This window comes from Luteibacter sp. UNC138MFCol5.1, assembly GCF_900110505.1.
Classification (GTDB): Bacteria; Pseudomonadota; Gammaproteobacteria; order Xanthomonadales; family Rhodanobacteraceae; genus Luteibacter.
In genome coordinates, this window is sequence record NZ_FODZ01000006.1 from 1 (window position 1) to 26,044 (window position 26,044).

Genomic DNA, 26,044 nt, shown 5'->3' on the forward strand with positions numbered 1-26,044 from the left:
GGGCAACTGTTTTTTTAGAACGTCGCGCTCCTCAGCCAATGCCGCGCGCGCCTTCTCCGATGCCTCCAGCTGGCCTCGCAACTGCTCGATAAGGAGCTGCTGCTCTGCCGTCGTGGACGGCATGGCGGCCTGTCGTTCCCGATATTGCTCGACCCAACGACGCAGCGCCGTCGGGCCAATACCCATCATCCGGGCCGCTTCAGGCGGGGAATGCCCCGCCTCGACCACCAGTCGGACCGCTTCGGCCTTCAGAGCCGACGAAATCTTCTTGTATCCCATGGATCACCTCGCAGGAGATTTTGCTCCTACTCGGTGGTCCAGAAATACCCGGACACTACAGGCGCGCTCCTACCTGGGCGTGCTGACCGCCATCGGTCTCTCGGCATCGCCTCCACCGGACCGCGACGATCCTGCTCGGCCTCGACGTGTGGGTGACACGCCTGCCGTTCGGGCTCATCCACCGTAGAAGCGCGCCCTGCGCGCGACATGTTTTCGCGAGCCGCCGCAGGACCTGAGGCTCACGGCCTCAAAAGATGTCGCGCGCACCGCGCGCTCCTACTTGAGCAGGGATAGCAGCCGCAGGTTGAACGAATGCTGCTGCGCCTGCCACTCGCGCAGCATGGCCGCGTCCGGTTCCGACTGGCCGTCCATCGCGCTGAGGCGGCGCTTCCACCAGGTGCGGTACCGGTAGAGGGATATCTCACCGGTGACGTCGCTGGCGACGATGCGATCCCGCAGCGCCCCGATGATCGCCGCGCCATCCGCTTCGGTCATCACGCCCTGGTCCCAGTTCGTCATCGCGACTTCCGGCGCGAACGCGTCCTTGTCGATCGACAGGTAGACCGGTTCCTTCTGCCCGCGCTGGCTGCCCACGAACGCGTCTACGAGCGACCGTGCGTCGGCGAAGGCACGGAAACGCGCGGCCAGGCCGAGCCGGGAAGCCCAGCTCACGTCGACGCCGGTCGACCAGTAGGTGAGTTTTCCTGACCGCAGCGGGCCGAGGTAGTTCTCCCACGCGTGCGCGCGCCCGATGTCCTGCGACGTGATGCCGACGACGTGCACCTGCGACACGCGGCGAAGCATCGCGACGCGCCGGACCCACGAGCCGCAGTGCACGCCGAAAGGAAAGCGCATATTGTCCGGATGGTTGTCGAGCACCACGACCTGAAGGGGCCCGTCACCGGGCACGCGCTCGACCAGCGGCCAGGTCAGGTGATGGAAGTCGCCGCTGCCCAGGAACACGGTGCCGTGCTCGCGTGGAAGGACCGGACCGATCGCGGTGACGAGATGACGCAGCGAACGCAGCGAACAACCGAAACGGATCGCCTCTTCCCACGCGCGCAGGGACACGATCGATCCGCCGGGCAACGGTCCGACGGAGTCGTCCAGATCAAGAACGATCGGCGATCGCATCGGATGCTCCCCAGGCGCTGTCCGCTTCGAACCGGTGCGCGAAGCGGCGAAGTACGGCCCTGAGCAACGGGTTGCGCACGTAGACCGCATGACGGGTGAGGTGGAAGCGGGCGCCGAGCGACGCCTTCACGGCCGGGTCGGTCCAGCCGGCGACGTAATGCGACAGGCCGCGGCGCAGCGCGTACTCGAGGTTCACGAACCAGCTGACGAAGTAGAGGTCGGCGTCCCGGGCGGCGGGATAGGCGAAGCCCACGTACTTGTCGAGCAGCTTGCCGGCATGTTCATAGCAGAGGTTCCAGCCGATCAGCTCGCCGTTCACGCGGTACGTGAAGACGAGCCCTCCGGCGTCGCGCAGCACGGCCGCGAAGAATTCGCGGGTCGGCTTGTCGAAATGGATGTCGCTCTGCGCGTGCACGTTCTCGAAGAGCGCGTAGAAGGCATCCACGATGCCGTCATCCGCGAACGCCGGCCCCGTGGCCATCTCGTCCACCTGCAGGCCATCGCGCGAACGCAGCTTGCGGCGCAGGTTCTTCCGGCGGGACGACGAGAGCCGCGCCAGATACTCGTCGATCGAGGCGAAATCGATGGGCACGTAGGCCAGCGCCTGGCCTTCGACCATGACGTAACCGGCGTCGCGCGCGGCGTCCACGAAACGCGCCGTCCAGGCGCGCTCGGCCGGCGACGTCAACGGCGAGTCCAGCGCGATGTCCTTGACGATGAACAACGGCTGCCGCCTTCCTTGCTCGCGCGCCCAGGCACGCGGAACCGCGGCGGGATCGTGCCGGACGTCGAACAACGCGTACTCGGAAACGGTGGTACCCGCGAAGCACGTGCGCAGGGTCAGCAACCGGCGGAGCCAACCGCGGAAGGGCGACGCATCCACGCGCCGGCGCAGGTCGTCGTCGGCGGTGGTCAGAAGATCGAAGGGCGCCACGAAAAGTGGCGCGCCATCCGCCGCGCGAACGGGCGTGAAGCCCTGCGGCGGATGGCGCTCGAAGTGCCCGAGCAAACCATCCGGCTCGAGCTGGTTCACGAATGCCATCGGCTGGCTGCCGGGTATCAGCCGCGCTTGGCCAGCGTCAGGAGCTGGTCGAGCAGCGCGATGGCGAGGTCGATTTCCTCGTGGCTGATGTCGAGCGACGGGGCGAACGTGATCACGTTCTTGTACCAGCCGCCGACATCGAGCACGAGACCGATCTTCTTGCCTTCGTGAGTGAGACCGCCGGCCAGGCCGATGTCGACCATGCGATCGAGCAGGGCCTTGTTCGGCGTGAAACCGTCGTCCGTGCAGATCTCGGCGCGCAGGGCCAGGCCGAGGCCATCGACGTCGCCGATCTCCTTGTGACGCTTCTGCAGATCGCGCAGACCGTCGAGGAAGTGCCTGCCCTTCTCCGCCACCTTCGTCTCGTAGTCGAGCTCGTCACCCATGCGGATCACTTCCAGGCCGAGGGCCGTGCCGAGCGGGTTGGAGTTGAACGTCGAATGCGTCGAACCCGGCGGGAAGATCGTCGGATTGATCAGTTCCTCGCGTGCCCAGATGCCCGAGAGCGGGTTGAGGCCGTTGGTCAGGGCCTTGCCGAACACGATCACGTCGGGCGTCACGCCGAAATGCTCGATCGACCACAGCTTGCCGGTGCGCCAGAAGCCCATCTGGATCTCGTCGACCACCATCAGGATGCCGTACTTGTCGAGCACCTTCTTGAGGTCGATGAAGAAGTTCTTCGGAGGGATCACGTATCCGCCGGTGCCCTGGATCGGCTCGACGTAGAAGGCGGCGTACTCGGCCTCGTTGACCTTCGGATCCCACACGCCGTTGTATTCGGTCTCGAACAGGCGCTCGAACTGGCGCACGCACGCGTCGGAATACTCTTCCGGCGTCATGCCCTTCGGGCGGCGGAACGGATACGGGAACGGAATGAACTGGGCGCGCTCACCGAAGTGGCCGAAGCGGCGGCGGTAGCGATAGCTCGACGTAATCGAGGACGCGCCGAGCGTGCGCCCGTGGTAACCGCCTTCGAATGCGAACATCAGGCTCTTGCCGCCGCGCGCGTTGCGGACCAGCTTCAGCGAATCCTCCACCGCCTGCGCGCCACCGACGTTGAAGTGGCAGCGGCCGTCGAGGCCGAACTTACGCTTCGCGTCCACGGCGATCGTCTTCGCGAGCTCGATCTTGCCCTGGTGCAGGTACTGGCTGGCCACCTGCGGCAACAGGTCGATCTGGGCCTTCAGCGTATCGTTCAGACGCTTGTTGCCGTAACCGAAGTTCACGGCCGAGTACCACATCTGCAGGTCGAGGAACGGGATGTTCTCGCTGTCGTAGATGTAGCTGCCTTCCGCGTGGCGGAAGATCTTCGGCGGGTCGACGTAGTGGACCGTGTCGCCGAACGAGCAGTACTTCGCCTCGTCCGCGAGCAGCGTCGCGTCGTCGATGACCAGTTCGGGTTGCTTGGTGAGGATGTTCATGCGGGAATTTCCTGAATGCTCGCCGCGTGGAGGGGCATGACGGTTCGCGGCGGCAGGCGCCCGTCGAGAAGGTCGGGAAGCAACGACAGCGCTTCGTCGAAGCTGGCGATAGGGGCGTATGGGATGCCGGCGGCGCGGCAATGTTCGATCAGGCGGTTCTTGGCGAAGACGAAGTCGACGCGATCGGCGGCGCAGAAGTCGGACGCGCCATCGCCGATGAGGAGCGTCTTCCCGCCGCGACGGCGCGCGGCGTCGACGCGCGCGCATTTGCACGTACCGCTGCGGCAGCCGTCCGCGGCGAAGGGAGAGGTCAGCGTCCATGCGCGCGTGTCCGACTGCGCGAGGCGGTTGGCGACGGTCGGCAGGCCGTCGATGCCGTGTCGCGCGAGGATGGCGTGGATCGCGTGATCGAGGCCGTCGCTGACGATTTCCATCGGGATACCGTGCTCGATCGTCGCCGCGACGAAGGCGGCGAAACCCTGGTCGATGTGGAGGCCATCGAGGTGACCGGCCAGTTCCTCGCGACTCATGTCGAGGAGCGCCACCTGTCCGGCCATGCAGGCGGCCGAGCCGATGAGCCCGGCGCGCCAGTCGCGCTCGAGCACTTCCCAGCCGGGGCGGCCGTAGCGGTCGAGCAGCGAGTCGATCACGTCCTCGACGGCGATCGTGCCGTCGAAATCGCACAGGATGTTCCAGGAAGGAGTGGTGAGCACGTCGTCTGCGCCATCGGCCAACATGGAGACGGAGCCTAGGCGTACATCCTTTCGAACCCCTTTCCCGTTTTCGAAAGCCTTTCGTAAGGCTTTGCGTGCCACGCTCGCGCTCGTCCCCCGCGCTGAACACCCCCATGCGTCGTTCCTGCCCCGCCATCGCCGCCCTGCTCCTGGCCCCGTTCGCCGCGCACGCGGCCGACGATGACGCCCCGACCTACGCGTTCGGCGCCGGCGCGCAGCGCATGCCGTCGTGGCAAGGCGCGAAGGACCAGCGCACCCAGGCGATCCCGTACGTGGACATCGACCTCCCCGGCGTCGGCGAGCTATCCACGGCGGACGGGCTCACGCTCGACGCGATCGGTGGCGAGCACTGGCACGGCGGGGCCTACGGCAACTGGCTCTGGGGCCGCACGCGCGGCGACCTCGGTCCGCTGGGTGGCAAGGTCGCCTCGCTCTCGCCCCGCTTCCAGGCCGGCGGGTATCTCGAATACGCGTTCGACAAGCGCTTCAGCGTCGGGACCCACGTCGCGCACGACACGGACGGCGCGGGCGGGTACGCCGCGGTTTATGCCGACTATCAGCTACCGGACGTGTGGTACATCCAGCACTCGCTCGAGGTGCAGGTGGAAGGCATGAACGGGCCCGCGATGCGGCGTTTCTTCGGCGTCAGGCCCGGCGAGGCCGCGGCGCTGGGCACCTCCACCTGGCGACCGGGTGCGGGCTGGCAATCCGCCAACGTGGAGTACGACGCCTTCGTTCCGACGTCGCAGCACACCGGATTCGCGCTGGCGGTGTCGTATGGACGTCTATTCGGCGATGCGGGAGACAGCCCGCTCGTCCGCCGCTTCGGGTCGACGCGACAGGTGACCGAGACGCTGGCGTTCGTTTATCACTTCTGACGACGGCTCAGCGGTCGTCACGGGTCCAGATGGCGCCGTCGGATTCGCGGACCGGGAACACGGTCACCGGTTCATAGGCCGGCGGGCAGGTCACGGCGCCCGTGCGCAGGTCGAAACGCGCGCCGTGGCGCACGCACTCCACCTCGTGACCGACGACCGGCCCACCGGCGAGCTCGCCACCGTCATGCGTGCAGACGTCCTCGATGGCGTAGAGATCGCCGTCGACGTTGTACACGGCGATGGCCGTGTCGCCGTCCCACACCACCCGGAATTCGCCCGGCAGCAGTTCGCTGCGCGTGCCGACCCTCACCCAGCCGTTCATGCGAGGTCCTTCACGAGGTATTCGAAGCGCAGGTCGTCGCGCTGGGGAATGCCGAAGCGTTCGTCGCCGTACGGAAACGCGCCGTGGCGTCCGGTGCGGCGATAGCCGCGCCGTTCGTACCACGCGATGAGTTCGGCGCGGATGTCGATCACCGTCATTTCCACCTGGCCGCAAGTCCATTCCTCGCGGGCGATGCGCTCCACCTCCTCGATCACGAGGCGGCCGATGCCCGTGCCCTGGGCGGGCGGATGCACGGAGAACATGCCGAAGTAGCAGGTGCGCTCGCGTCGTTCGATGTAGCAGGAGGCGAGGACCGCGCCGTTCCGTTCGAAAAGCACGAAGCGGCCGGTTTCGCCGGCCAGCAGGGTTTCGATCTCGTCGACGTCGGTGCGACGGCCGTGGAGGAAGTCGGCTTCGGTGGTCCAGCCGACGCGGCTGGCGTCGCCGCGGTAGGCCGATTCGACCAGCGCCGCGATGAGCGGGGCGTCGGCGGCGGTGGCCTGGCGGAAAGTGTGCTTGGGGTCCATCGCCGGATTGTAGGTCATTCGCCGATACGATCGGCGAATCGACCGAAGCGACGACGCTCAGAGCAACAGCTTGCGCACCCGCGCGATCGCCTCGACGAACGCGTCGACCTCGGCCTTGGTGTTGTAGAACGCCAGCGACGCGCGCAGCGTGGCGGGCACGCCGAAGAACTGCATCAGGGGATGCGCGCAATGGTGCCCCGAACGAACGGCGACGCCCTGCAGATCGAGCAGCGTGGCCATGTCGTTCGCGTGCGCTCCCTCGATCAGGAACGAGATCACCGGTTCCTTTTCCTTCGCGCGCCCGAAGATGCGCAGGCCGGGAATGGCGTCCATCGCGTCGGTCGCGTACGCGAGCAGCTCCTGCTCGTACGCCTTGATGCGCTCGAAGCCAATGCCTTCCAGGTAGCCGATGGCCGCGGAGACGCCGGCGAAACCCGCGATGTTCGGCGTGCCGGCTTCGAAACGGTGCGGCGGATCCGCGAACACCGTGCCCTCGAAGCGCACCTCGCGGATCATCTCGCCACCACCGAAGAACGGCGGCATCGCCATCAGGTGCTCGCGCTTCGCCCACAGCGCGCCGGTGCCGGTCGGGGCGAGCATCTTGTGCCCGGTGATCGCGTAGAAGTCGCAGCCCAGCGCCTGCACGTCGATCGCGCGATGCGGCGCCGCCTGCGAGCCGTCGACCAGCAGCGGAATGCCGCGCTTGCGGCACTCGCGGGCGATCTCGCGGATGGGATTGACCGTGCCCAGGGCGTTCGATACATGCGTCACGCAGGCGAGCTTCACGTCCGGCGTCAGCATCTCGACGAAGGCCTCGACGATCAGCTCGCCGTTCTCGTCGATGGGTGCCGCCTTGACCGTGGCGCCGGTGCGCTCGGCTACGAGCTGCCACGGCACGATGTTGGCGTGGTGTTCCATCACCGTGGTCAGGATCGTGTCGCCGGCCTTCAGCCGGGGCATGAGGTAGCTGTACGCCACGAGGTTGATCGACTGCGTCGTGCCCGAGGTCATGATCACCTCGTCGCGCGACGGCGCGTTGATGAACCGCGCGATGGCGTCACGGGCGCCCTCGTAGGCCGCCGTCGCCTCCTCGCCCAGCAGGTGCACGGCGCGCGACACGTTCGCGTTGTGCTCGCGGTAATGCCGATCGACGGCTTCGATCACCGCCAGCGGCTTCTGCCCCGTGTTGGCGTTGTCGAAATAGATGAGCGGCTTGCCGTGCACGGTGCGCGACAGCAGCGGGAAGTCGGCGCGGATGCGCTCGACGTCCAGCGGCGCGGCGAGGGTCTCGGGCTTGGCGTTCATGGCGGGCTCCGTGGGGCTCATTCGGCGGCGGGGCCGGTCGGCAGGTGCGCCACCAGCAATTCGCCCAGATGGTCGCGCAGCGCCTCGTTCGGCAGCGACTCCAGCGCCGCGCGGCAGAAGGCCAGCGTCAGCAGGCTGCGCGCCTGGACCAGGGGGATACCGCGCGAACGCAGGTAGAACAGCGATCGCTCGTCCAGCTGGCCGATGGTCGCGCCATGCGCGGCCTTGACCTCGTCGGCGTAGATCTCGAGTTCGGGCTTCGTGTCGATCTCGGCCTGGCCGGAAAGGAGGAGGTTCTTGTTGCTCAACGAGGCATCGGTGCCGTCGGCGCCTTCGGCGACCACGATCGCGCCGCGGAACACGCCGCGCGAACGGCCGTCGGCGATGCCGCGCCACAACGCGTCGGAGGACGTATCGCGCGCCTGATGACGCACTTCGAGCTGCGTATCGACGTGCTGGCGCCCCGCGAGGGCGAACACACCGCGCGAATCGAAGCGCGCGCCGTCGCCGTTGAGTTCGGCCTGAAGCTCGTGGCGGACCAGCGCACCGCCCAGTTCCAGCGCGTGCACGGTCGCCGCGGCACCCGCGTCGAGACGCGCATGGTTGCGCCGGACGAGCGTCGTCGCCGACGAGGCGTCCTGCAACAGCACGAAACCAAGCCGGCCGTTCTCCCGGACGACGATGTCCGATACGACCGTGCCCAGCTGCTTGGCATCGCCCAGTGTCACGTAGTGCTCGATCACGTCCACGCTGGCGTCCTTGCCGACCTCGATCAGCAGGCGCACGTGCCAGGACGTGTCGGGCTGGGTACCGCTCGACGCGTGCACGACGTGCACGGGCTTCGTGGCGGCGACGCCGTCCGCGACGCGGAGCACGAGGCCGTCGACGGCGAGACCGGCGTTCAGGTGCGCGAACGCGTCCGCGGCGCCATGCCGGTAACGGTTGGCGAGCGCGAAGCGCAACGGCTCCGGATTCCGCGCCAGCGCGGCGGCGAGCGGCTCCAGCGAGACGCCGGTCGCGCCCGTCAGCGACGAAAGATCGGCGCGGAAGGTGCCGTCGACGAAGACGACGCGGTCGCCGTCGACACCCGGCAGGGCGAGGCGCGCCGCGTCGACGGCGAGCGCGGCCGCGGCTTCGCGGTCGGCAAGCGCGAGCCCGCGCTGCGCGAGCGCGCGCAGCGGCGTGTATTTCCAGGCCTCTTCACGGCTTTCGGGAAGTCCACCCGCGGCGAATGCATCGAGATTCTCGCGACGCGCGGCATCCAGCCATGCGATGCCGGTACCGGGAAGCGCGGCGGCGGCATCGAGCGCCGCCCGCACGAACGGGGACGGCGCGCTCGTCATGCCGGCTCTCCCGCGAGATCGGCCTTGCGCAGTTCCGGGTGCTTCTCGGCGAGCCAGGCGTAGCCCTGCTCCTCGAGCTTCAGCGCGAGATCCTTGTCGCCGCTTTCGACGATGCGCCCACCCGCCAGCACATGGACGAAGTCCGGCTGGATGTAGTCGAGCAGGCGCTGGTAATGGGTGACGATGACGAACGAGCGATCCGGCGAGCGCAGGGCGTTCACGCCCTCCGCGACCTGCTTGAGCGCGTCGATGTCGAGGCCGGAGTCGGTCTCGTCGAGGATCGCCAGCTTCGGCTCGAGCACCGCCATCTGGAAGATCTCGTTGCGCTTCTTCTCGCCACCCGAGAAGCCTTCGTTCACCGCGCGGTGCAGGAGCTCGTCGGAGATCTGCATCACCTTGAGCTTCTCGCGCACGAGCTTGAGGAAGCGCATGGAGTCGAGTTCGTCCTCGCCACGGAACTTCCGCTGCGCGTTGAGCGCGGCACGCAGGAAGTACGTGTTGTTCACGCCGGGGATTTCGACGGGGTACTGGAAGGCCAGGAAGACGCCGACCGCCGCGCGTTCCTCGGGCTCCAGCGCCAGCAGGTCGCGACCGGCGAATTCGACCGAGCCCTGCGTGACCTCGTAGCCATCGCGTCCCGCCAGCACGTTGCCGAGGGTGGACTTGCCGGCGCCGTTCGGGCCCATGATGGCGTGCACTTCGCCCGGACGGACGTCGAGGGAGAGGCCTTTGAGGATCTCCTTGCCTTCGACGCGGGCGTGGAGGTTGTCGATCTTGAGCATGTGCATGACGTGGCGGTCCAGGAAATCGGGGCGTGGTTTACGAACGCGCTGCGAGCGCGGTGACGGGGCGAGGGATGGGCTGGCTCAGCCCACCGCGCCTTCGAGCGATACTTCGAGAAGCTTCTTCGCCTCGACGGCGAATTCCATCGGCAATTCGCGGAAGACCTGCTTGCAGAAGCCATCGACGATCATCGACACGGCGTCTTCCTCGCCGATGCCGCGCGAGAGGCAGTAGAACAGCTGGTCGTCCGAGATCTTCGAGGTGGTGGCCTCATGCTCCACGATGGCGCCCGGGTTCTTCACTTCCATGTACGGGAACGTGTGCGCACCGCACTTCTTGCCGATGAGCAGCGAATCGCACTGCGTGTAGTTGCGTGCGCCGTCCGCGCCCTTCTCGATCTTCACGAGGCCGCGGTAGCTGTTCGAACTGCGGCCGGCGCTGATTCCCTTGGCGACGATCTTCGACTTCGTGCCCTTGCCGATGTGGATCATCTTGGTGCCGGTATCGGCCTGCTGGCGGTGATGCGTCAGCGCCACCGAATAGAACTCGCCGACCGAGCGGTCGCCGCGCAGCACGCAGCTGGGATACTTCCACGTGATGGCCGAGCCGGTCTCCACCTGCGTCCAGCTGATCTTGGAATCCGCGCCGCGGCAGTCGCCGCGCTTGGTCACGAAGTTGTAGATGCCGCCGACGCCGTTCTCGTCGCCGGGGTACCAGTTCTGCACGGTGGAGTACTTGATCTGCGCGCGCTCGAGCGCGACCAGTTCGACGACGGCCGCGTGGAGCTGGTTTTCGTCGCGCATCGGCGCGGTGCAGCCTTCGAGGTAGGACACGTAGGAGTCGTCCTCCGCCACGATCAGCGTGCGCTCGAACTGCCCCGTGTTCATCGCGTTGATGCGGAAATACGTCGACAGCTCCATCGGGCAGCGCACGCCCTTGGGGATGAACACGAAGCTGCCGTCGGAGAACACGGCCGAGTTCAGCGCGGCGAAGTAGTTGTCTCCGACGGGCACCACGCTGCCGAGGTACTCGCGCACCAGGTCGCCATGCTCGCGGATGGCCTCGGACATCGAGCAGAAGATCACGCCCGCTTCGGCCAGCTCCTTGCGGAAGGTGGTGCCGACCGAGACGGAATCGAACACCGCGTCGACGGCCACGCCCGCGAGCTTCGCGCGCTCGTGCAGCGGCACGCCGAGCTTCTCGTAGGTTTCCAGGAGTTTCGGATCGACCTCGTCGAGCGACTTCGGACCCGCCTTGGGCGCCGAGTAGTAGCTGACGCCCTGGTAATCGATGGGCGCGATGTCGAGCTTGGCCCAGTCGGGCTCCGGCATGGTCAGCCAGTGGCGGTAGGCGGCGAGGCGCCACTCGGTCATCCACTCCGGCTCGCCCTTGATCGCGGAGAGCTGGCGGACGATGTCCTCGCTCAGGCCCGGCGGGAGGCTGGTGGACTCGATGTCCGTGACGAAGCCGGCCTCGTAACGGCGGTTGAGTGCCGCTTCGACCTCGGCGTTGTCGCGCACCGGCGCTGCCACTTCGCGTGTCATGTTCTCGCTCTCGTTCATACGTTCGCCTGCGCGGTGGGGACCGCGTCCATGGCCGGCGCCTTGGGGCGCGCGGCCAGCATCTGTGCCAGCGTCATGCCGCGCAGCACGTTGTCGATCGCGCCGGAGACGGACCGCCAGCTGCCGCTGACGCCGCACTGCGACTGGCGATCGCACTGGCCATGGGCCGTGCTGCATTCGGTCATGCCGATCGGGCCTTCCATCGCCACCACGATGTCGGCGAGGCTGATCGCCTCCGCCGGCCGCGCGAGGCGGTACCCACCGTTGACGCCGCGGAACGACTCCACCAGCCCGGCATGGCCGAGCAGCTTCAGGAGCTTTGAGACGGTGGGCAGTTCGAGGCGCGCCTCTTCGGCGATCTGGGCGGTGCTCAGAACGTCGTCGGGGTGCGCGGCGATGCAGGTCATCACCACCGTCGCGTAGTCGGTCAGTCGGCTGACACGGAGCATCGGGGAAGGGGTCTTGGAAACCAGACCAAAATGGTACTGTTTTCGCTCCCGCGTTGCAACGCGGCGCTCGCGCTCGTAGGAGCGGACCTGGCCGCGACGGCTTTTCGCGGAGGCCCTGGAGCTAGCGCGCGAGATTGTAAACCGAGGCTAACGGCGTCGCGGCCAGGTCCGCTCCTACAGCGCGACATTGCACCAGTCTTGGGTAATCGAGGTATCGATGCGGTGCAAGTCGGCGGCTGCGGGCGCCGGATGCCGCACCGCACAAGGCCTCCGCCGGCTGGCACGCATCCTGCTCTCACCTTCCCAGGCCAGCCAACGGGGAAACGCAGCCATGAAATGGATCAACGCGATCATCAAGCCCTTCACGCTGGACGACGTGCGCGAGGCGCTCGCCGAGGTGGGGGTCCAGGGGATGACGGTGACGGAGGTGAAGGGGTTCGGGCGCCAGCATGGGCATACCGAGCTCTATCGGGGCGCCGAGTACGTCGTGGACTTCCTGCCCAAGCTGAAGATCGAGATCGCCGTCACCGACGATCAGGTGGAACGCGCGGTCGAGGCGATCGGCACTGCGGCGCGCACGGGCAAGATCGGCGACGGCAAGATCTTCGTGATCGACCTCGAGCAGGCGATCCGCATCCGCACGCAGGAGGTCGACGCCGATGCGCTCTAAATCGCTGCTCGCCCTGCCCGCCCTCCTCCCGTCGCTCGCGTTCGCGCAGGCCGCGACGCCGAAGCTCGATTCGGGCGACACCGCCTGGATGCTCACGGCGACCATGCTCGTGCTGCTGATGACGATTCCGGGCCTCGCCCTCTTCTACGGCGGCATGGTGCGGGCGAAGAACCTGCTCTCCGTGCTGATGCAGTGCTTCGCGATCACCGCGCTCGTCACCGTGTTGTGGGTGGTCTACGGCTACTCCGTCGCGTTCGACGCCAGCGGCATGAGCGCCGGAACGACCAACCTGCATTCGTTCGTCGGCGGTTTCGGCCACGCCATGCTCGCGGGTCTCGCGCCCGGCTCCCTCTACAACACGATCCCCGAAGCGGTGTTCGTGATGTTCCAGATGACGTTCGCGATCATCACGCCGGCGCTCATCGTCGGCGCGATCGCCGAGCGCATGAAATTCTCCGCGCTGCTCGTGTTCACCGCGCTGTGGTTCACGCTCGTCTATCTGCCCGTGGCGCACATGGTCTGGGGCGGCCCCGGTTCGTTCCTCGGCGACCTGGGCGTGCTCGACTTCGCCGGCGGCACCGTCGTGCACATCAACGCGGGCATCGCGGGCCTGGTCGGCTGCCTCGTGATCGGCAAGCGCCGCGGCTATCCGACCACGCCCATGCCGCCGCACAACCTCGGCTACACGCTGGTTGGCGCGAGCATGCTCTGGCTCGGCTGGTTCGGCTTCAACGCCGGCTCCGCCGTCGCGGCCAACGGCAGCGCCGGCATGGCTATGCTCGTGACGCAGATCGCCACCGCCGCCGCGGCGATCGGCTGGACCGTCGTGGAATGGCTCACGCATCGCCGCCCCAGCGTGCTCGGCATCGCTTCTGGCGCGGTCGCGGGCCTCGTCGCCATCACGCCCGCGGCGGGCACCTGCGGACCGGGCGGCGCGCTCGTGCTCGGCCTCGTCGCCGGCGTGGTCTGCTTCTTCTGCGCCACGCGCATGAAGCGCTACTTCGGCTACGACGACTCGCTCGACGTCTTCGGCGTGCACGCGGTCGCCGGCATCCTCGGCGCCCTGCTCACCGGCCCGCTCGCCGCGCCCGCGCTCGGCGGCTTCGGCACCGTGACCGAACTCGGCCTGCAGCTGTGGATCCAGTTCAAGGGCGTCGCGTTCACCGTCGTCTACAGCGCCGTGCTCAGCTACGCGATCTTCAAGGGCATCGCCGTGACGATGGGCCTGCGCGTCGACGAGGAACAGGAACAGATCGGCCTCGACATCGCGCTGCACGAGGAACGTGGTTACAACCTGTCCTGAGCGATGCGTCTCGCGAAACGCCCGGCGGCGACCGGGCGTTTCGCCCAGAAGCTCACGGCCGCACGGCCGTGACCTCGATCTCCACCAGGAACGCCGGGCTGACGAGGGCGGCGACCTGCATGGTGGAGCGTGCGGGCAGGTTCGGCTGCGCGGCGGTGCCGAAGTACTGGCTGTACGCGGCGGTGAAGCCGGCCATGTCGAGCTTGCCGCCCTTCGCCGGATCGCCGACGAGGAAGACCTGCATCTTCACCACGTCGCCCATGGTCAGGCCGATGGCCTTGAGCTGCTTTTCGATATTGCCGAGCGCGCCGAGCGCCTGCGTCTTCGTGTCGCCGTAGGCCTGGATGCTGTCCTTGGGCGCGTTCGCATCGGCGATCGGAGGAACGGCGCCGCTGACGAACACCAGCGTCTTGCCCGCGGGCACTTCGACGGCGCCGGCGATGGGGAAGTTGCTGTTGGGCAGCTTGTGCCGCACCACATCGGATGCGGCGACGGGCGCGGCCATGGCGATGAGCGTGGCGGCGACGAGAATCGATCGGGTCATGGTCAGTGGCCTCGGGAAGGGGTCGGGGTCGGTGGACGGAACGGCTTGACGTCGTCGGCCGTGAGGGCGTCGCTGTAGTGGTTGCCGAAATGCGTGCGCACGTAGTTCACGACGTCGGCCACCTGTGCGTCGGTCAGCAGCATGCCGAACGGCGGCATGCCGCCGCGGCCGCCCATGACCATCGCGACAGGATAGGCCCGCGCGGCCAGCTTTGGATTGTTCGCAAGTGCTGGATAGTGCCCGGCGCCGACCGCACCCTTCGCGTCGGGCATGTGGCAGCCCTGGCAGATGTGCTGGAAGATCTGCTCGCCGGTGACCTGCGCCGCGTGCTTCTGGTCGATGAAGGTCGGATCCATGGACTGCGCCGACGCACCCGAGGCGACCGCGAGTAGGACGAATGCCAGCGGCTTCATGCGCCTGCTCCGTTGACGGCGCGACGATGCAGCATGTCGATGGCCGCGAGGGATGAAAGGATGGCTCCTTCCTGCCACGCGGGCAGGTAGGAAGCGTGCTCGCCGGCGAGCACGATGCGGCCGTCCATCGAGCAGATGTCCGCGTAATGTTTCTCGCGTGCGTCGTCCGTCCACCAGCCGAAGCAGCCGAGCGTCGACGGAACGCGATGCCACGCCACCGCCATCCCGTTCTCGAACGCCTCGGGGAACTGCGGATGCACCTTCGCGCCGTACTCGATGGTCTTGCGGATGCGCGTCTCCGGATCGAGCGACGTGAATTCGTAGGCCTCGAGAAAGAACGCGTACGAGGCCAGCATCACGCCTTTCTTCGTGCCGATGCCGTGGCTCGGGTAGGCCATCATGCCGATCGGCAGGTCGGTCATGGTCACGCCGCCATAGATCGCGTCGTCCTCCTCCCAGAAGCGCCGCTTGAACTGGAGGCCTACCTTGGACGACGACATGTACGGCACGGCCGCGATCGCCGCCTGCTTCGCGGCGGAGACCTGGATCGGAATCTGGCTGAGGATCGACAGCGGGATCGTGCAGACGCACCAGTCCGCCTTCTCCTGACGCGTGGCGCCCGGTGTCCTGGTGTCCTCGTAGCTGACCGTGACGCCGCGATCGTCCTGGGCTATCGCCGTGACCTTCGCGTCGTACTGGATCACACCATCGCCGATCTCGCGCACGAACGCCTTCGCGATCGCATCCATGCCGCCGCGCGGCTGGAGCATCGTCGGCTGGTAATCGTAGATCTCGGCCATCCCCAGTCCCGTCCACAAGCGGGCGTTGAGCACGTCGGACAAGCCCACCGGCTTCGAGAACTTCGGCGCGCCGTCGGGGCCGCCACCGGCGTCTTTCGCGTACCCGCGATGCGCGCTGCTGTCCGGTCCCTGCACGTAGCGATACTGCGCGTCGAGGCCGCCGAACTGGCGGAGCGATTCGAGGAGGATTTCCCGATCTTCCTTGCTCACGAGGTCGTCGAGGCCGCCCTTCCCCGCGACCTTGGCGAGCAGGTCGGCGATACCGCCATGGAAGTCCGCCTGCACTTCGCGCATGCGCTGGGGTTTGCCGCCGAACGCGTCCTTGCCGTAGATGTACGCGTTCTGGTTCACCTGCAGGAACGGTTCGAGCGTCACGCCGAAGCGTCGACAGTAATCGAGGATGCCGTGATGGTGATACGGGAGCCGCCAGGGTCCCGGGTTGAAGTACAGGCCGTCGTCGAAACGGCAAACCTGGCGATGCCCACCGAGCTCCGTGAAGGTGTCGCCGCCTCGCAGCGTCCACGTACGGCCCCCGGCGCGCGCGTTGTATTCGAGCACCTTGACCTTGTAGCCCGCTTTCCCGAGCTCGTAAGCGGCGACGAGACCCGCGAGGCCCGCACCCAGAACCAGCACGGTGCCCTTCCCCGTGCCCTGCAGCGGTGGGGGCCGCTGGTAGGTCGATTCGGCGGCGATACCGAGGCTGCTCATCGCCTGGTACATCACCGCGCCCCCGCCGGCGAGTCCGATCATGCGCAACAGATCGCGGCGCGTGAGGGAAGCCGTGCTCGTCTCGTTCGCCATCGCATCACCCCGAAGGAACCCCTGTCGGCAGCATCCCAGATGTTGCGCTGCGGAACAACTGGGGTTCGAGCAGATGTGGCGGTCGAAGCGTTGTGGGAGCGGACCTGGCCGCGACAGCTTTTCGCGAAGAACAACAGGCCCTGTGGCTCACGGCCTCAAAGGCGTCGCGGCCAGGTCCGCTCCCACGACCGTCGCTGACACCTGCGGGCAAAGGCTCTAAGCTCGTGCGCAGCACCGCATACGCGAAGACCGCATGACCGCCACCGACCGTTCCGCCGCACGTCTCGCCTGGGCTCGCGAAGCCACCGGCGACGCCACCCTCGTCCTCGAACCGGCCTCCTCCGACGCCAGCTTCCGCAGCTACTGGCGCGGTCACGTCGACGGCCAGCCGGTCATCGTCATGGATTCGCCGCCCGAGAAGGAAGATCCCGCGCCGTGGATCGCCATCGGCAAGCGGCTCGCCGACGCGGGCCTCCACGTCCCCACGGTGATGGTGGCGGACGCGGCGCGCGGCTTCCTGCTGATCGAAGACCTGGGCACGCGCACCTACCTGCCCGAACTGAACGACGGCACCGTCGACGCACTCTACGGCGACGCGCTCGACGCGCTCCTGCGCATGCAGCTGCACATGGACACCGAAGGCCTGCCCGCCTTCAACCGTGAATGGCAGACCATGGAGATGGAGATCATGCCGCGCTGGCTGCTGCAGGAGCACCTCGGGGTCGACGTCGCCTGCGAGGAGTGGGACGTCGTCGAGCAGGCCTTCACCGCGATCATGCATGTCATCGCCGAACAGCCGCGTGCCTTCATGCACCGCGATTATCACAGCCGCAACCTGCTCGTGACGGACGAGCGCTCGCCGGGCATCATCGATTTCCAGGGGGCGATGTCCGGGCCGATCACCTACGATCTCGCCTCGCTGCTGCGCGACGCGTACATCGTGTGGGACAACGAACGCGTGGAAGGCTGGGTGGAAGCCTACCGCCTGCGCCTGCTCGATGCGCGACTGATCGACGAGACGGTCGACACCGATCGTTTCCGTCGCTGGTTCGACCTCACGGGCCTGCAGCGGCATATCAAGATCCTCGGACTGTTCTGTCGCCTGCATTACCGCGACGGCAAGCCCGGCTACCTCGCCGATCTGCCGCGCGTGCTGCGCTACGTGCTCGACACCGCGCGCCGCCACGCCGACGTCGCGCCGCTGGCCGACTACATCGAGGCGAAGATCGGCGGTCGCGACATCACCGTGGCGCGCGACGCATGAGGCACGCGCTGATCCTTGCCGCCGGGCTCGGCGAGCGCATGCGTCCGCTGACGGAACGGACACCCAAACCGCTGCTCAAGGTGGCCGGCAAGCCGCTCATCGTGCATCACATCGAGAAGCTCGTCGCCGCCGACGTGCGCTACATCGTGATCAACACGTCGCATCTCGCCAATCAGTTTCCCGACGCGCTGGGCGACGGTTCGCGCTGGGGCGTCCGCATCCGTTATTCGTACGAAGGTCCGACGCCGCTGGAAACCGGAGGCGGCATGCTGGCCGCCCTGCCCCTGCTGGGACCGGAACCGTTCATCGTCGTGAGCGCGGACATCTGGAGCGACATCGACTATGCCGCGCTTCCCCGCGAGCCAACGGGCGTCGCGCACCTCGTCATGGTTCCCAACCCGGATTTCCATCCGGCCGGCGACTTCGCGCTGGCAGCGGGACGGTTGTTCGAGGGCGAGGGTCCGGACGGCGCGGAGCGCCTGACGTTCGGCAACGTCGGCGTGTATCGCCGTGAGATCGTGGAAAACGAAGCGCCCGGGCGCTTCAAGCTGCTGCCCATGTATCGCAAGGCGATGGCGGAAGGCCGCCTCGCCGGCGAACGCTTCGACGGCTTCTGGCGAAATGTCGGGACACCCGCGCAGCTCGACGAGCTGCGCGGCGCCGTCGGTCGATAGACGATCGCTTACTGCACCGTCTCGACGCCGAGTTCGCGCAAGCGCTCGTGTCCGAGAGTGAAAGCTTCGTTGAAGGCGCTGGTGATGTCGGCGAAGTCGTGGGACCCGGTCCCCGCTTCGATTTCTTCGCCGATGTGATCGAGGATGCGGTAGCTGCTGCGGTAGAGCTGCTCGCCCGCGTCGCCATGGTGCTTCACCGCCTTGGCGACTACCCGGTACTTACTGTGATTTTCCACTGCGTCTCCCTCCCCTGTGCCTCGATACTGCCGGGGGAAGATGACGGTTGCAAGTGACCGGACGATGGCTGTCCGGCCTAACCGCCGTCGCCGACGTGGGCGACCGTGTTGGCCGGGGCGGCATTCGTCGCCGGCCCGGGCGTGCCGGGCATGCCCGCGCCGACATGCTCGGCCTCCGCCGGATGCGCCGGCGCCTCGGGTGACACCGGCTCCGCCACGACGTCGGACGACAACGCGGCTTTCCGCGCTTCGTTCGTCATGACGACGATGCTGATGCGGCGATTGATCGCCGATGCCGGATCGGCCTTGTCGAAGGGCACCGATGCGGCCAACCCGACGACGCGCGCGACCTTGTCCGGTTGCATGCCGCCTTCGACGAGCGTGCGACGCGCGGCGTTCGCGCGATCGGCGGAGAGTTCCCAGTTGCCGTACGCGCTGTCCGCGCTCACGTAGCGCGCGCTGTCCGTGTGGCCCGAGATGCTGATCGCATTCGGTACCTGGTTCACGAAGCCTGCCAGCTCGTGCAGGATCTGCACGGTGTAGTTCTTCATCACGCCGCTGCCGGTATCGAACATCGGGCGGTTCTGCTTGTCCACGATCTGGATGCGCAGGCCTTCCGACGTGATGTCGAGCAGCAACTGATCCTTGTACGGGGCCATGGCCTGGCTCTTCGCGATGGCCTCCTGAAGGTCCCGCATCAGCTGTTCGAGGCGGCGCTTCTCCTGCGCCTTCGCCTGCTTGTCGATCTCGGCGGCGCTCGGCTTCGCGAACGCCTGCTGGTCGCCCGGGCCTTTGGGGAGGTCGAGCGCGCCGCCGAGCTTGATCATGCTCGTGCTCGCACCGCCCGGCCCCATCTTGCCCGAAGGCGCCATGGTCGACTGACCTGGCGTCATGCTGGGGTTCTTGAAGTATTCCGAGATGGCGGCGCGCTGCTGCTTCGTGCCCGCGCCGACGAGCCACATCACGAGGAAGAACGCCATCATGGCGGTGACGAAGTCCGCGTAGGCGACCTTCCATGCCCCGCCATGGTGACCGTGGCCCCCGCCCCGCTTCTTGCGGACGACGATGATCTGCTTCAGGTCGCTCATGACCGTTTACCGGGCCGCCTTGAGATGGGCTTCGAGGTCCTGGAAGGACGGGCGGCTGCTCGACTTCAGCGACTTGCGCGCGAACTCCACCGACACCATCGGGTTGTAGCCGCGCAGGTTCGCCATGAGCGCGACCTTGACGCACTCGAAGGCCTTGCCGTCGGTGTTCACGCGGGCTTCCATCGCCGCCGAGAGCGGGCCGATGAAGCCGTAGGACAGCAGGATGCCGAGGAACGTGCCGACCAGCGCACCCGCGATATGCTCGCCGATGACGGCCGCGTCGCCATCGATCGACTTCATCGTGATGACGATGCCCAGCACCGCGGCCACGATGCCGAAGCCCGGCAGCGCGTCGGCCATCTTCTGCACCGCGAGCGCGGGCACCATGGCCTCGTGGTGGTGCGTTTCGAGCTCGACCTCGAGCAGCTGCTCGAGCTCGTGCGGGTCCATGCTGCCGCCGACGATGAGGCGCAGACAATCGGTGATGAAGTCGATCAGGTGGTGTTCGGCGACCAGGCGCGGGTACGCCGAGAACAGCGAGCTGTTCGCCGGATCCTCGATGTGCGCCTCCATGCCCAGCTGACCTTCCTTGCGCATCTTCGTGAAGATGTCATAGAGCAGGGACAGGAGGTCGATGTAATCCTGCTTGCGGTACTTCGGGCCCTTGAACAGGGCCAGCGCGTCGCGTGCCGAACCCTTCACCACGTCCATGGAGTTCGCACTCACGAACGCGCCCAGGGCGGCACCGAAGATGATGAGCAGCTCGTAAGGCTGCCAGAGCGCGGCGATTTCGCCGTGCGAAAGCACATAACCGCCCAGTACGGAGACCAGGACGACGATGGAACCGATGATGACCAACATGACTACTTCCTCCCAGTCCTTTCACATATCGGCAGGGCCGGGACGAAATTGAGGCGGTGCACCATGTCTTTTTGGCAGCTTTCACTCCTCGCCATCGAGGGGCCCGGGGTAGCGCGGGAAGACCAGCCGGATGCGCGTCCCGACGCCGGTTTCGCTCTCGATCTCCACACCGCCGCCGGCCTGCGCCACCGTGCCGTAGACCTGGGCGAGGCCCAGCCCGGAGCCGCCTTCCTTCGTCGTGAAGTAGGGCTCGAAGAGGCGCTGCCGGACCTCCTCCGGCATGCCCCCGCCGGTGTCCGCGATGCTGACGAAAACCTGGCGGTACGTCGCGGCGTCCCGGGCGAACTCGGATAGCACGGGGCCTCCCTCGCGCTCGCCGACCTCGACCACCACCTGGCCGAACCCGTCCATCGCGTCGCGCGCGTTGAGGCACACGTTCATCAGGGCCTGCTCCAGGCCGTGACGGTCGACCCACACGGGTAGCGCCCCCGGCTGGCGGAACACCTCGACCCCCACGCGCCCTCCGAGCGCATGGCGGGCGAAGTCGGCGAAGGCCATCACCAGATCGCCGAGGTCCACCGCCTCGGGTTGCGAGTGCTGGTTGCGGGCGAAGGCGAGCAGCCGGCGGGTGAGCGCGGTGGCGTGCCGCGCGCCTTCCACCGCGTAGGTGACCATCCGGCGGTGGCGCGGCGCGAGCTCCTCGCAGTCGTCCTGCAGGCCGGAGAGGCTCACGATCACCGTCTGCAGCATGTTGTTGAAGTCATGGGCGATGCCGCTGACGAGCTGGCCGATGGCCTGCTGTTTCTGGGCCTGCCGGGCGCCCGCCTCCGCCAGCTGCCGCGCCCGGTTGGCCATGTCGAGCTGCTCGCGAACACCCGCCAGCCGGCTTTCCGCATCCCGCCTCGCGCCGTGCTCGGACTCGAGCCGTTCCATCAGCGTGCCGTAACGGGTGGAAGCGGTGGCGGTGCTCGCGACCGTCTGGTTGAGGCGGTCCTGCATGATCTCGATGATCGATTCGAGGGACGCCTGCAGCTCGACGCGCTCCGTGACGTCCCGGCTGATGACGATGAAGTGATCGAGCTCGTCGTCGGCCACGACCGGCGCGACCATCACCTCCCACCAGCGCGCGGATCCGGCGCCGGGGTTGCGCGATCCGACGAAGTCGACACGCTCGCCGGCAGCCGCGCGATCGAGGACGCGCGCGACCATGTCCTGCGCTTCGGGCGGCCAGAGCTCCAGCCAGTGCCGTCCGATGAGCCGATCGGCTCCCTCGGGCGCGAGGGCCGCGCAACCGAGGCCCGCCACGAAGCGAATCACGCCGTCACGGTCCAGTTCCTTCATGCAGTCGGAGGAAGCCTCCACGAACTGCCGGTACCGCCCGTCCCAATCACTCATGGCGTATAGCCGCTCGTCACCCTGAATGAGGGATATGACGCGCCGCGCCACGGGTCGCTGTCAAGACGGAATTTTCACGACGGTCGCCGGATCAGCGTTCCGCCTGGGCGTCGACATCGTCATCGAAGCCGGTTTCGCCCTCGGCGAACACGGGCGCCCCGTCGTCCTCGACGCCGAGAACCAGTCCCAGGGCTTTCTCGGCCGCCTGCGCCGCGCTCGCCTCGTCGCGGAAACTGCGGTTCTCGTAGACGGCGAAATAGCTTGGGTAGCCACCGTCCGCGGGCTGCGAGATCAGCAGGGCGGTATAGCGGGAACCCTCTCGGGTCGCGCCACTGGTGAGGGTGAAACGGGGAAAGTCGCGTGCTGCCATGGGGCCGATGCCTCGTAAGGAACGGAAAGTCTAGCTCAGCCAGAGGCTTGGCCCATTTCCCGCACAAAAAGCCTTATCAATCAATACAATGTTGAACAACCTCGCACTTGCCTCATGCGTCGTTCTACGGTATTCCGTACGTCAAGCGACGTCACGCCGTCTTCACGGCGTCGCGAAACAGGGGAAACAAAGGGGCACCGCAGCATGAACCTCATCACCACCGCGTCGCCGTCCCGGCGTCTTGCGTGGGCCGTCGCATCCGTACTCGCCCTGGCCGGCATCGTCGGCCTGGCACTCGCGCCGCAGGTGGCGGCCGCGATCCCGAGGACGGGCATCCAGATGGTCTACGCCTGGCTCTGCGCATCACTGGTCGGCTCCGCGTACGTCGTGGTCACTCTGGCCAACGACGCCGAAGGCGCCACCGAGGACGGTGACGATTTCTGATCCCAGGGATGAGGGATGGCTCAAGAAAAAGGCCCGTCTCGCGACGGGCCTTTTTTTTCTGGCGCGGGAGCCTCGCCGGATCAGGGGCGACGCTCGAGCTCCGGGTCTTCCTTGCTGCGCGGCATCAGGTCCTGCTTCGACACGCCCAGCCAGAGGAGGATCGGGCTGGCGACGAAGATCGACGAGAGCGTACCGACCAGGATGCCGATCAGCATCGTGATCGCGAAGCCATGGACCACCGGACCGCCGATGAAGAACAGCGCGGCCATCGTGATGCCGGTGAACAGCGACGTGATGATCGTACGCGACAGCGTGCTGTTGATCGAACGGTTGAGCACTTCTTCCGGCGTGGCGTTGCGGCTGGAACGGAAGAGTTCGCGCACGCGGTCGAACACGACGACCTTGTCGTTGATCGAGTAGCCCACCACCGCGAGCACCGAGGCGAGCACCGTGAGGTCGAACTCGCGCTGCGTCAGCGCGAAGATGCCGAGCGTGACGAGGACGTCGTGCACTTCCGTCGCCAGCGCCGCGATCGCGAAGCGCTTCTCGAAGCGGATCCACAGGTAACCCATGATGCCGACGATGACGAAGATCACCGCGACGATACCGTCGCTGCGTAGCTCCTCGCCGACCTGCGGGCCGACGAACGAGCGGCTCTTCATCGTGACGTCGGGACGGGTGGCCTTGAGCGCCGCGACCACGTCCCCGGCCACGCGCGACGCGGCCTCGTCGTTGCTGAGGTTCGCCGCGCCCTTGTCGTCCTTCGGCTGCAGGCGCACGGAGAATTCGCGCGCGCCGCCGACGGCCTGCACGAGCGGATTCTCCAGGCCGGCGTGTTCGAGCGCCGCGCGGACGTCGTTCACTTCGGCCGGCGAGGCGTACTGCACGTCGACGGCCACGCCGCCGAGGAAGTCCTGGCCGTAGTTGAAGCCCTTCGTGAGGATCAGCGCGACCGAGCCGATCATGAGCAGGATCGCCAGACCGATGCTGTACTTGCGCAGGCCGAGGAAGTTGAAGTTCGAATTGTGGTTGAAGATTTCCATGGCGTCCCTCCCGTCAGACCGACAGGGTCTTGAGCTTGCGGCCGCCGTGAATCAGCGCGGTGATGGCGTGGGTCACCGTCACCGACGTGAACATCGACGTGAGGATACCGATGAACAGCGTGACGCCGAAGCCCTTGATCGGACCCGAGCCCATGGTCATGAGACCCAGCGCCGCGAGCAGATGCGTCACGTTGGCATCGAGAATCGTCGCCCACGCCTTGTCGTAACCCGTGCGGATCGACGCCAGCGGCGACGAGCCGTTGCGCAGTTCCTCGCGGATGCGTTCGCAGATCAGCACGTTGGCGTCGATCGCCATGCCGAGGGTGAGCACGATACCCGCGATGCCCGGCATGGTCAGGGTGACCCCGACCAGCGACATCACGGCGACGAGCAGCACGAGGTTGAAGAACAGCGCGATGTCCGCGACGAGGCCGAAGAGCTTGTAGTAGATCGCCGCGGCCACCAGCACGAGGCCGAGGCCGAGCATCACCGCCTTGAAGCCCTTGTCGATGTTGTCGGCGCCCAGGCTGGGACCGATCACGCTCTCGCTGACGATGTCGACGGGCGCCGCGAGCGAACCGCCACGCAGGAGCAGCGCGAGCTCGGAGGCTTCCTGGTCGTTCGGCAGGCCGTTGGTCGAGAACTGCTTGCCGAACGGCGAGCTGATGTTCGCGTAGTTGATCACCTCCTCGGTGATCTTCGGCGTCTTGATCTCCTTGCCGTCGACCGTCTTGGTCTCGACCGTGCGCGTGATGTAGAGCACCGCCATCGGCTTGCCGACGTTGTCGTTGGTGAACTCCTGCATCTTGCGCGCGCCGGCGCTGTTGAGCGAGACGCTCACGTTCGGCGTGCCGTTCTGCTGATCGCGACCGGAAACCGCGCTGGTGAGCTCGTCGCCCTTCGCGATCACCTTCTTGCTCAGCAGGTACGGACGGCCGTCCCGGCCGTAGTACAGCTTGGCGTCCGGCGGCACGCTGCCCGACCGGGCGGCGTCCACGGCCTGCTGCGGCGTGTACAGGCCGGCACGGTATTCGAGCGTGGCGGTGGCACCGATGATCTTCTTGGCCTCGGCGGTGTCCTGGACGCCGGCGAGGTCGACGATGATCTGGTTCGGGCCCTGCTGCTGGATCAGCGGCTCGGACACGCCCAGGGCGTTCACGCGCTGGCGCAGCGTGGTCACGTTCTGCGTGATGGTGCTCTGGGCCAGTTCGCGCAGCTTCGCCGGCTTGACCGTGGCGTTGAGGATGAAGCGGTTACCGGTGGTCGGACCGTCGTTGACGGCGAGGTCCGGGTAATCGGTGCCGATCAGCGTCGCCGCCTGCTGGCGGTCGGCGTCCGAGCGCAGCACGACGCTGACGCCCTGGCCGCGCGCATTGCGGTTCACCGCGTCGTACGAGACGTTCTTGTCGCGCAGCAGCGAGCGGATGTCGTCGGCGTAGCGCGTTTCCTGCGCGTCGATCACGGCGTTCTGGTCGACCTCCATCAGGAAGTGCACGCCACCCTGAAGGTCGAGGCCGAGCGGCATCGAGTTCGCGTTGATCGATCGCAGCCAGCCCGGCACCGTGGACGCGAGGTTCAGCGCCACGGTGTAGTTCTCGCCGAGGCCCGTGCGCAGGGCGTCGGACGCCTTGGCCTGCGCGTCCACGCTCGGGAAGCGCGCCAGCAGGCGCGTGCCCTTTTCGTCGAGCTCCAGGGATGTCGCCGGCACCTTCGCGGTGGCCAGCATGCCCTCGACCTTGGTCTTCAGCGCGGCGTCGACGGCGGCCCCGCGGTTGCCCGAGATCTGCACGGCGGGCTGCGGCGGGAAGACGTTCGGCAACGCATACACGATGCCGAACAGCAACACGATCACGACCAGCGCGTACTTCCAGCGTGGAAAATCACTCATGCCTTACATTCCGTGAAAGCGGCCGTGCACCGGCCGCGGCTGACGCTATGGAAGAGGAAAGTCTTACGACTTCTTCAGGCTGCCCTTCGGCAGGACCTGGGTGATCGAGCCCTTCTGCACCTGGACGACGGTGCCCGGGGCGATCTCGACACGGACGAACGACTCGCCCACGTCCTCGATGCGGCCGGCCATGCCGCCGCTCATGACCACCTCGTCGCCCTTGGCCAGGGCGGCCAGCAGCGCGCGGTGCTCCTTCTGCCGCTTCATCTGCGGCCGGATCATCATGAAATAGAAGATGCCGAACAGCACCGCCATCATGATCAGCGGCGAGAAGCCAAAGGCCCCCTGCGGAGCGGCGCCCGCGGCGGGAGCGGTGGCCTGGGCAATGGCAGCGAACGTCGGAAGGCTCATCGGATTTCTCGCAAGTCATGGAACGGCCAAGGAAAAGCTGCCGTTCACGTAAAAAGATCG

29 protein-coding genes are annotated in these 26,044 nt (G+C 67.1%); 6 read left to right on the plus strand and 23 right to left on the minus strand.

The features are described from left to right. The 5 genes from BMY69_RS15835 to BMY69_RS15855 form a co-directional block, all read right to left on the minus strand. A partial coding sequence (locus BMY69_RS15835; protein WP_090180046.1) for a transposase occupies positions 1-279 on the minus strand: 279 nt, incomplete at its 3' end. Positions 280-555: 276 nt separating this feature from the next. Beyond that, the gene (locus tag BMY69_RS15840) at positions 556-1,413 is read right to left on the minus strand and encodes an arginase family protein (RefSeq protein ID WP_090180049.1); all 858 of its coding nucleotides are present in this window, start codon (positions 1,411-1,413) and stop codon (positions 556-558) included. Continuing rightward, entirely contained in the window at positions 1,391-2,455 is a 1,065-nt protein-coding gene (locus BMY69_RS15845; RefSeq protein ID WP_090180052.1) for a GNAT family N-acetyltransferase, read from the minus strand. The genes BMY69_RS15840 and BMY69_RS15845 overlap by 23 nt, the downstream gene beginning before the upstream one ends. A gap of 17 nt (positions 2,456-2,472) precedes the next feature. Further along, the gene (locus tag BMY69_RS15850; RefSeq protein ID WP_090180055.1) at positions 2,473-3,876 is read right to left on the minus strand and encodes an aspartate aminotransferase family protein; all 1,404 of its coding nucleotides are present in this window, start codon (positions 3,874-3,876) and stop codon (positions 2,473-2,475) included. Beyond that, complete coding sequence (locus tag BMY69_RS15855) at positions 3,873-4,589, minus strand: MtnX-like HAD-IB family phosphatase (protein WP_255364585.1); 717 nt, start codon at positions 4,587-4,589, stop codon at positions 3,873-3,875. The genes BMY69_RS15850 and BMY69_RS15855 overlap by 4 nt, the downstream gene beginning before the upstream one ends. A gap of 134 nt (positions 4,590-4,723) precedes the next feature. Here BMY69_RS15855 and BMY69_RS15860 point away from each other — a divergent pair, with 134 nt between their 5' ends. Next, positions 4,724-5,488, plus strand: a complete 765-nt coding sequence (locus tag BMY69_RS15860; protein WP_090180060.1) for a MipA/OmpV family protein — start codon at positions 4,724-4,726, stop codon at positions 5,486-5,488. 7 nt (positions 5,489-5,495) lie between these two features. Here BMY69_RS15860 and BMY69_RS15865 read toward each other — a convergent pair whose 3' ends face one another. From BMY69_RS15865 to BMY69_RS15895, 7 genes are all read right to left on the minus strand, one after another. Then, positions 5,496-5,810, minus strand: coding sequence for a non-heme iron oxygenase ferredoxin subunit (locus BMY69_RS15865; protein ID WP_090180062.1), 315 nt, complete (start codon positions 5,808-5,810; stop codon positions 5,496-5,498). Continuing rightward, positions 5,807-6,355 (minus strand): GNAT family N-acetyltransferase, encoded by a 549-nt coding sequence (locus BMY69_RS15870; protein WP_177191203.1) that lies wholly within the window; start codon positions 6,353-6,355, stop codon positions 5,807-5,809. Before BMY69_RS15870 ends, BMY69_RS15865 begins: the two co-directional genes overlap by 4 nt. Positions 6,356-6,394: 39 nt before the next feature. Further along, a complete protein-coding gene (locus BMY69_RS15875; RefSeq protein WP_090180065.1) occupies positions 6,395-7,642 on the minus strand; it encodes an aminotransferase class V-fold PLP-dependent enzyme in 1,248 nt (415 codons plus the stop codon). Positions 7,643-7,659: 17 nt separating this feature from the next. Beyond that, positions 7,660-8,985, minus strand: coding sequence for a Fe-S cluster assembly protein SufD (gene sufD, locus BMY69_RS15880; RefSeq protein WP_090180067.1), 1,326 nt, complete (start codon positions 8,983-8,985; stop codon positions 7,660-7,662). Beyond that, the gene (sufC, locus tag BMY69_RS15885) at positions 8,982-9,767 is read right to left on the minus strand and encodes a Fe-S cluster assembly ATPase SufC (RefSeq protein WP_090057140.1); all 786 of its coding nucleotides are present in this window, start codon (positions 9,765-9,767) and stop codon (positions 8,982-8,984) included. The genes sufD and sufC overlap by 4 nt, the downstream gene beginning before the upstream one ends. Positions 9,768-9,851: 84 nt before the next feature. Further along, on the minus strand, positions 9,852-11,312 hold the full coding sequence (gene sufB, locus BMY69_RS15890) for a Fe-S cluster assembly protein SufB (RefSeq protein ID WP_090057137.1): 1,461 nt from the start codon (positions 11,310-11,312) through the stop codon (positions 9,852-9,854). Between the two features lie 14 nt (positions 11,313-11,326). After that, a complete protein-coding gene (locus BMY69_RS15895) occupies positions 11,327-11,779 on the minus strand; it encodes an SUF system Fe-S cluster assembly regulator (RefSeq protein ID WP_090057028.1) in 453 nt (150 codons plus the stop codon). A 331-nt stretch (positions 11,780-12,110) separates the two neighbouring features. Between BMY69_RS15895 and BMY69_RS15900 the strand changes: the two genes are divergently transcribed. Both BMY69_RS15900 and BMY69_RS15905 read left to right on the plus strand, forming a co-directional pair. Next, complete coding sequence (locus tag BMY69_RS15900; RefSeq protein WP_090057026.1) at positions 12,111-12,449, plus strand: P-II family nitrogen regulator; 339 nt, start codon at positions 12,111-12,113, stop codon at positions 12,447-12,449. Then, entirely contained in the window at positions 12,439-13,752 is a 1,314-nt protein-coding gene (locus BMY69_RS15905) for an ammonium transporter (protein WP_090057024.1), read from the plus strand. The genes BMY69_RS15900 and BMY69_RS15905 overlap by 11 nt, the downstream gene beginning before the upstream one ends. A 52-nt stretch (positions 13,753-13,804) precedes the next feature. Here BMY69_RS15905 and BMY69_RS15910 read toward each other — a convergent pair whose 3' ends face one another. From BMY69_RS15910 to BMY69_RS15920, 3 genes are read right to left on the minus strand one after another with little or no spacing between them, the layout of a single operon-like run. Next, a complete protein-coding gene (locus BMY69_RS15910) occupies positions 13,805-14,296 on the minus strand; it encodes a RidA family protein (RefSeq protein WP_090180070.1) in 492 nt (163 codons plus the stop codon). A gap of 2 nt (positions 14,297-14,298) precedes the next feature. Beyond that, positions 14,299-14,709, minus strand: coding sequence for a c-type cytochrome (locus BMY69_RS15915; RefSeq protein ID WP_090180072.1), 411 nt, complete (start codon positions 14,707-14,709; stop codon positions 14,299-14,301). Further along, a complete protein-coding gene (locus tag BMY69_RS15920; RefSeq protein WP_090180075.1) occupies positions 14,706-16,310 on the minus strand; it encodes a flavin monoamine oxidase family protein in 1,605 nt (534 codons plus the stop codon). The genes BMY69_RS15915 and BMY69_RS15920 overlap by 4 nt, the downstream gene beginning before the upstream one ends. 253 nt (positions 16,311-16,563) lie before the next feature. Here BMY69_RS15920 and BMY69_RS15925 point away from each other — a divergent pair, with 253 nt between their 5' ends. After that, a complete protein-coding gene (locus tag BMY69_RS15925) occupies positions 16,564-17,574 on the plus strand; it encodes an aminoglycoside phosphotransferase family protein (RefSeq protein ID WP_090057016.1) in 1,011 nt (336 codons plus the stop codon). Further along, the gene (gene murU / locus BMY69_RS15930; RefSeq protein ID WP_090180077.1) at positions 17,571-18,248 is read left to right on the plus strand and encodes an N-acetylmuramate alpha-1-phosphate uridylyltransferase MurU; all 678 of its coding nucleotides are present in this window, start codon (positions 17,571-17,573) and stop codon (positions 18,246-18,248) included. The genes BMY69_RS15925 and murU overlap by 4 nt, the downstream gene beginning before the upstream one ends. Before the next feature lie 8 nt (positions 18,249-18,256). Here murU and BMY69_RS15935 read toward each other — a convergent pair whose 3' ends face one another. The 5 genes from BMY69_RS15935 to BMY69_RS15955 form a co-directional block, all read right to left on the minus strand. Continuing rightward, positions 18,257-18,484, minus strand: a complete 228-nt coding sequence (locus BMY69_RS15935) for a hypothetical protein (protein WP_139206110.1) — start codon at positions 18,482-18,484, stop codon at positions 18,257-18,259. Between the two features lie 77 nt (positions 18,485-18,561). After that, positions 18,562-19,572, minus strand: a complete 1,011-nt coding sequence (motB, locus tag BMY69_RS15940; RefSeq protein ID WP_090180080.1) for a flagellar motor protein MotB — start codon at positions 19,570-19,572, stop codon at positions 18,562-18,564. Positions 19,573-19,578: 6 nt separating this feature from the next. Beyond that, complete coding sequence (motA, locus tag BMY69_RS15945; RefSeq protein WP_090057007.1) at positions 19,579-20,433, minus strand: flagellar motor stator protein MotA; 855 nt, start codon at positions 20,431-20,433, stop codon at positions 19,579-19,581. An 81-nt stretch (positions 20,434-20,514) separates the two neighbouring features. Next, a complete protein-coding gene (locus BMY69_RS15950) occupies positions 20,515-21,828 on the minus strand; it encodes a two-component system sensor histidine kinase NtrB (RefSeq protein WP_090180083.1) in 1,314 nt (437 codons plus the stop codon). Between the two features lie 91 nt (positions 21,829-21,919). Beyond that, positions 21,920-22,198 carry a hypothetical protein gene (locus tag BMY69_RS15955; RefSeq protein WP_090180085.1) on the minus strand — a complete coding sequence of 93 codons (279 nt, stop codon included), beginning with the start codon at positions 22,196-22,198 and terminating at the stop codon, positions 21,920-21,922. Positions 22,199-22,402: 204 nt separating this feature from the next. On the opposite strand from BMY69_RS15955, the gene BMY69_RS15960 reads away from it, so the two are divergent. Then, positions 22,403-22,642, plus strand: a complete 240-nt coding sequence (locus BMY69_RS15960; protein WP_090057001.1) for a hypothetical protein — start codon at positions 22,403-22,405, stop codon at positions 22,640-22,642. Positions 22,643-22,722: 80 nt separating this feature from the next. Here BMY69_RS15960 and secF read toward each other — a convergent pair whose 3' ends face one another. From secF to yajC, 3 genes are all read right to left on the minus strand, one after another. Further along, on the minus strand, positions 22,723-23,685 hold the full coding sequence (secF, locus tag BMY69_RS15965; RefSeq protein ID WP_090180087.1) for a protein translocase subunit SecF: 963 nt from the start codon (positions 23,683-23,685) through the stop codon (positions 22,723-22,725). Positions 23,686-23,698: 13 nt separating this feature from the next. Then, the gene (gene secD, locus BMY69_RS15970; RefSeq protein ID WP_090180090.1) at positions 23,699-25,573 is read right to left on the minus strand and encodes a protein translocase subunit SecD; all 1,875 of its coding nucleotides are present in this window, start codon (positions 25,571-25,573) and stop codon (positions 23,699-23,701) included. A 63-nt stretch (positions 25,574-25,636) separates the two neighbouring features. Beyond that, the gene (yajC, locus tag BMY69_RS15975; RefSeq protein ID WP_089974384.1) at positions 25,637-25,984 is read right to left on the minus strand and encodes a preprotein translocase subunit YajC; all 348 of its coding nucleotides are present in this window, start codon (positions 25,982-25,984) and stop codon (positions 25,637-25,639) included. Positions 25,985-26,044: the final 60 nt, after the last annotated feature.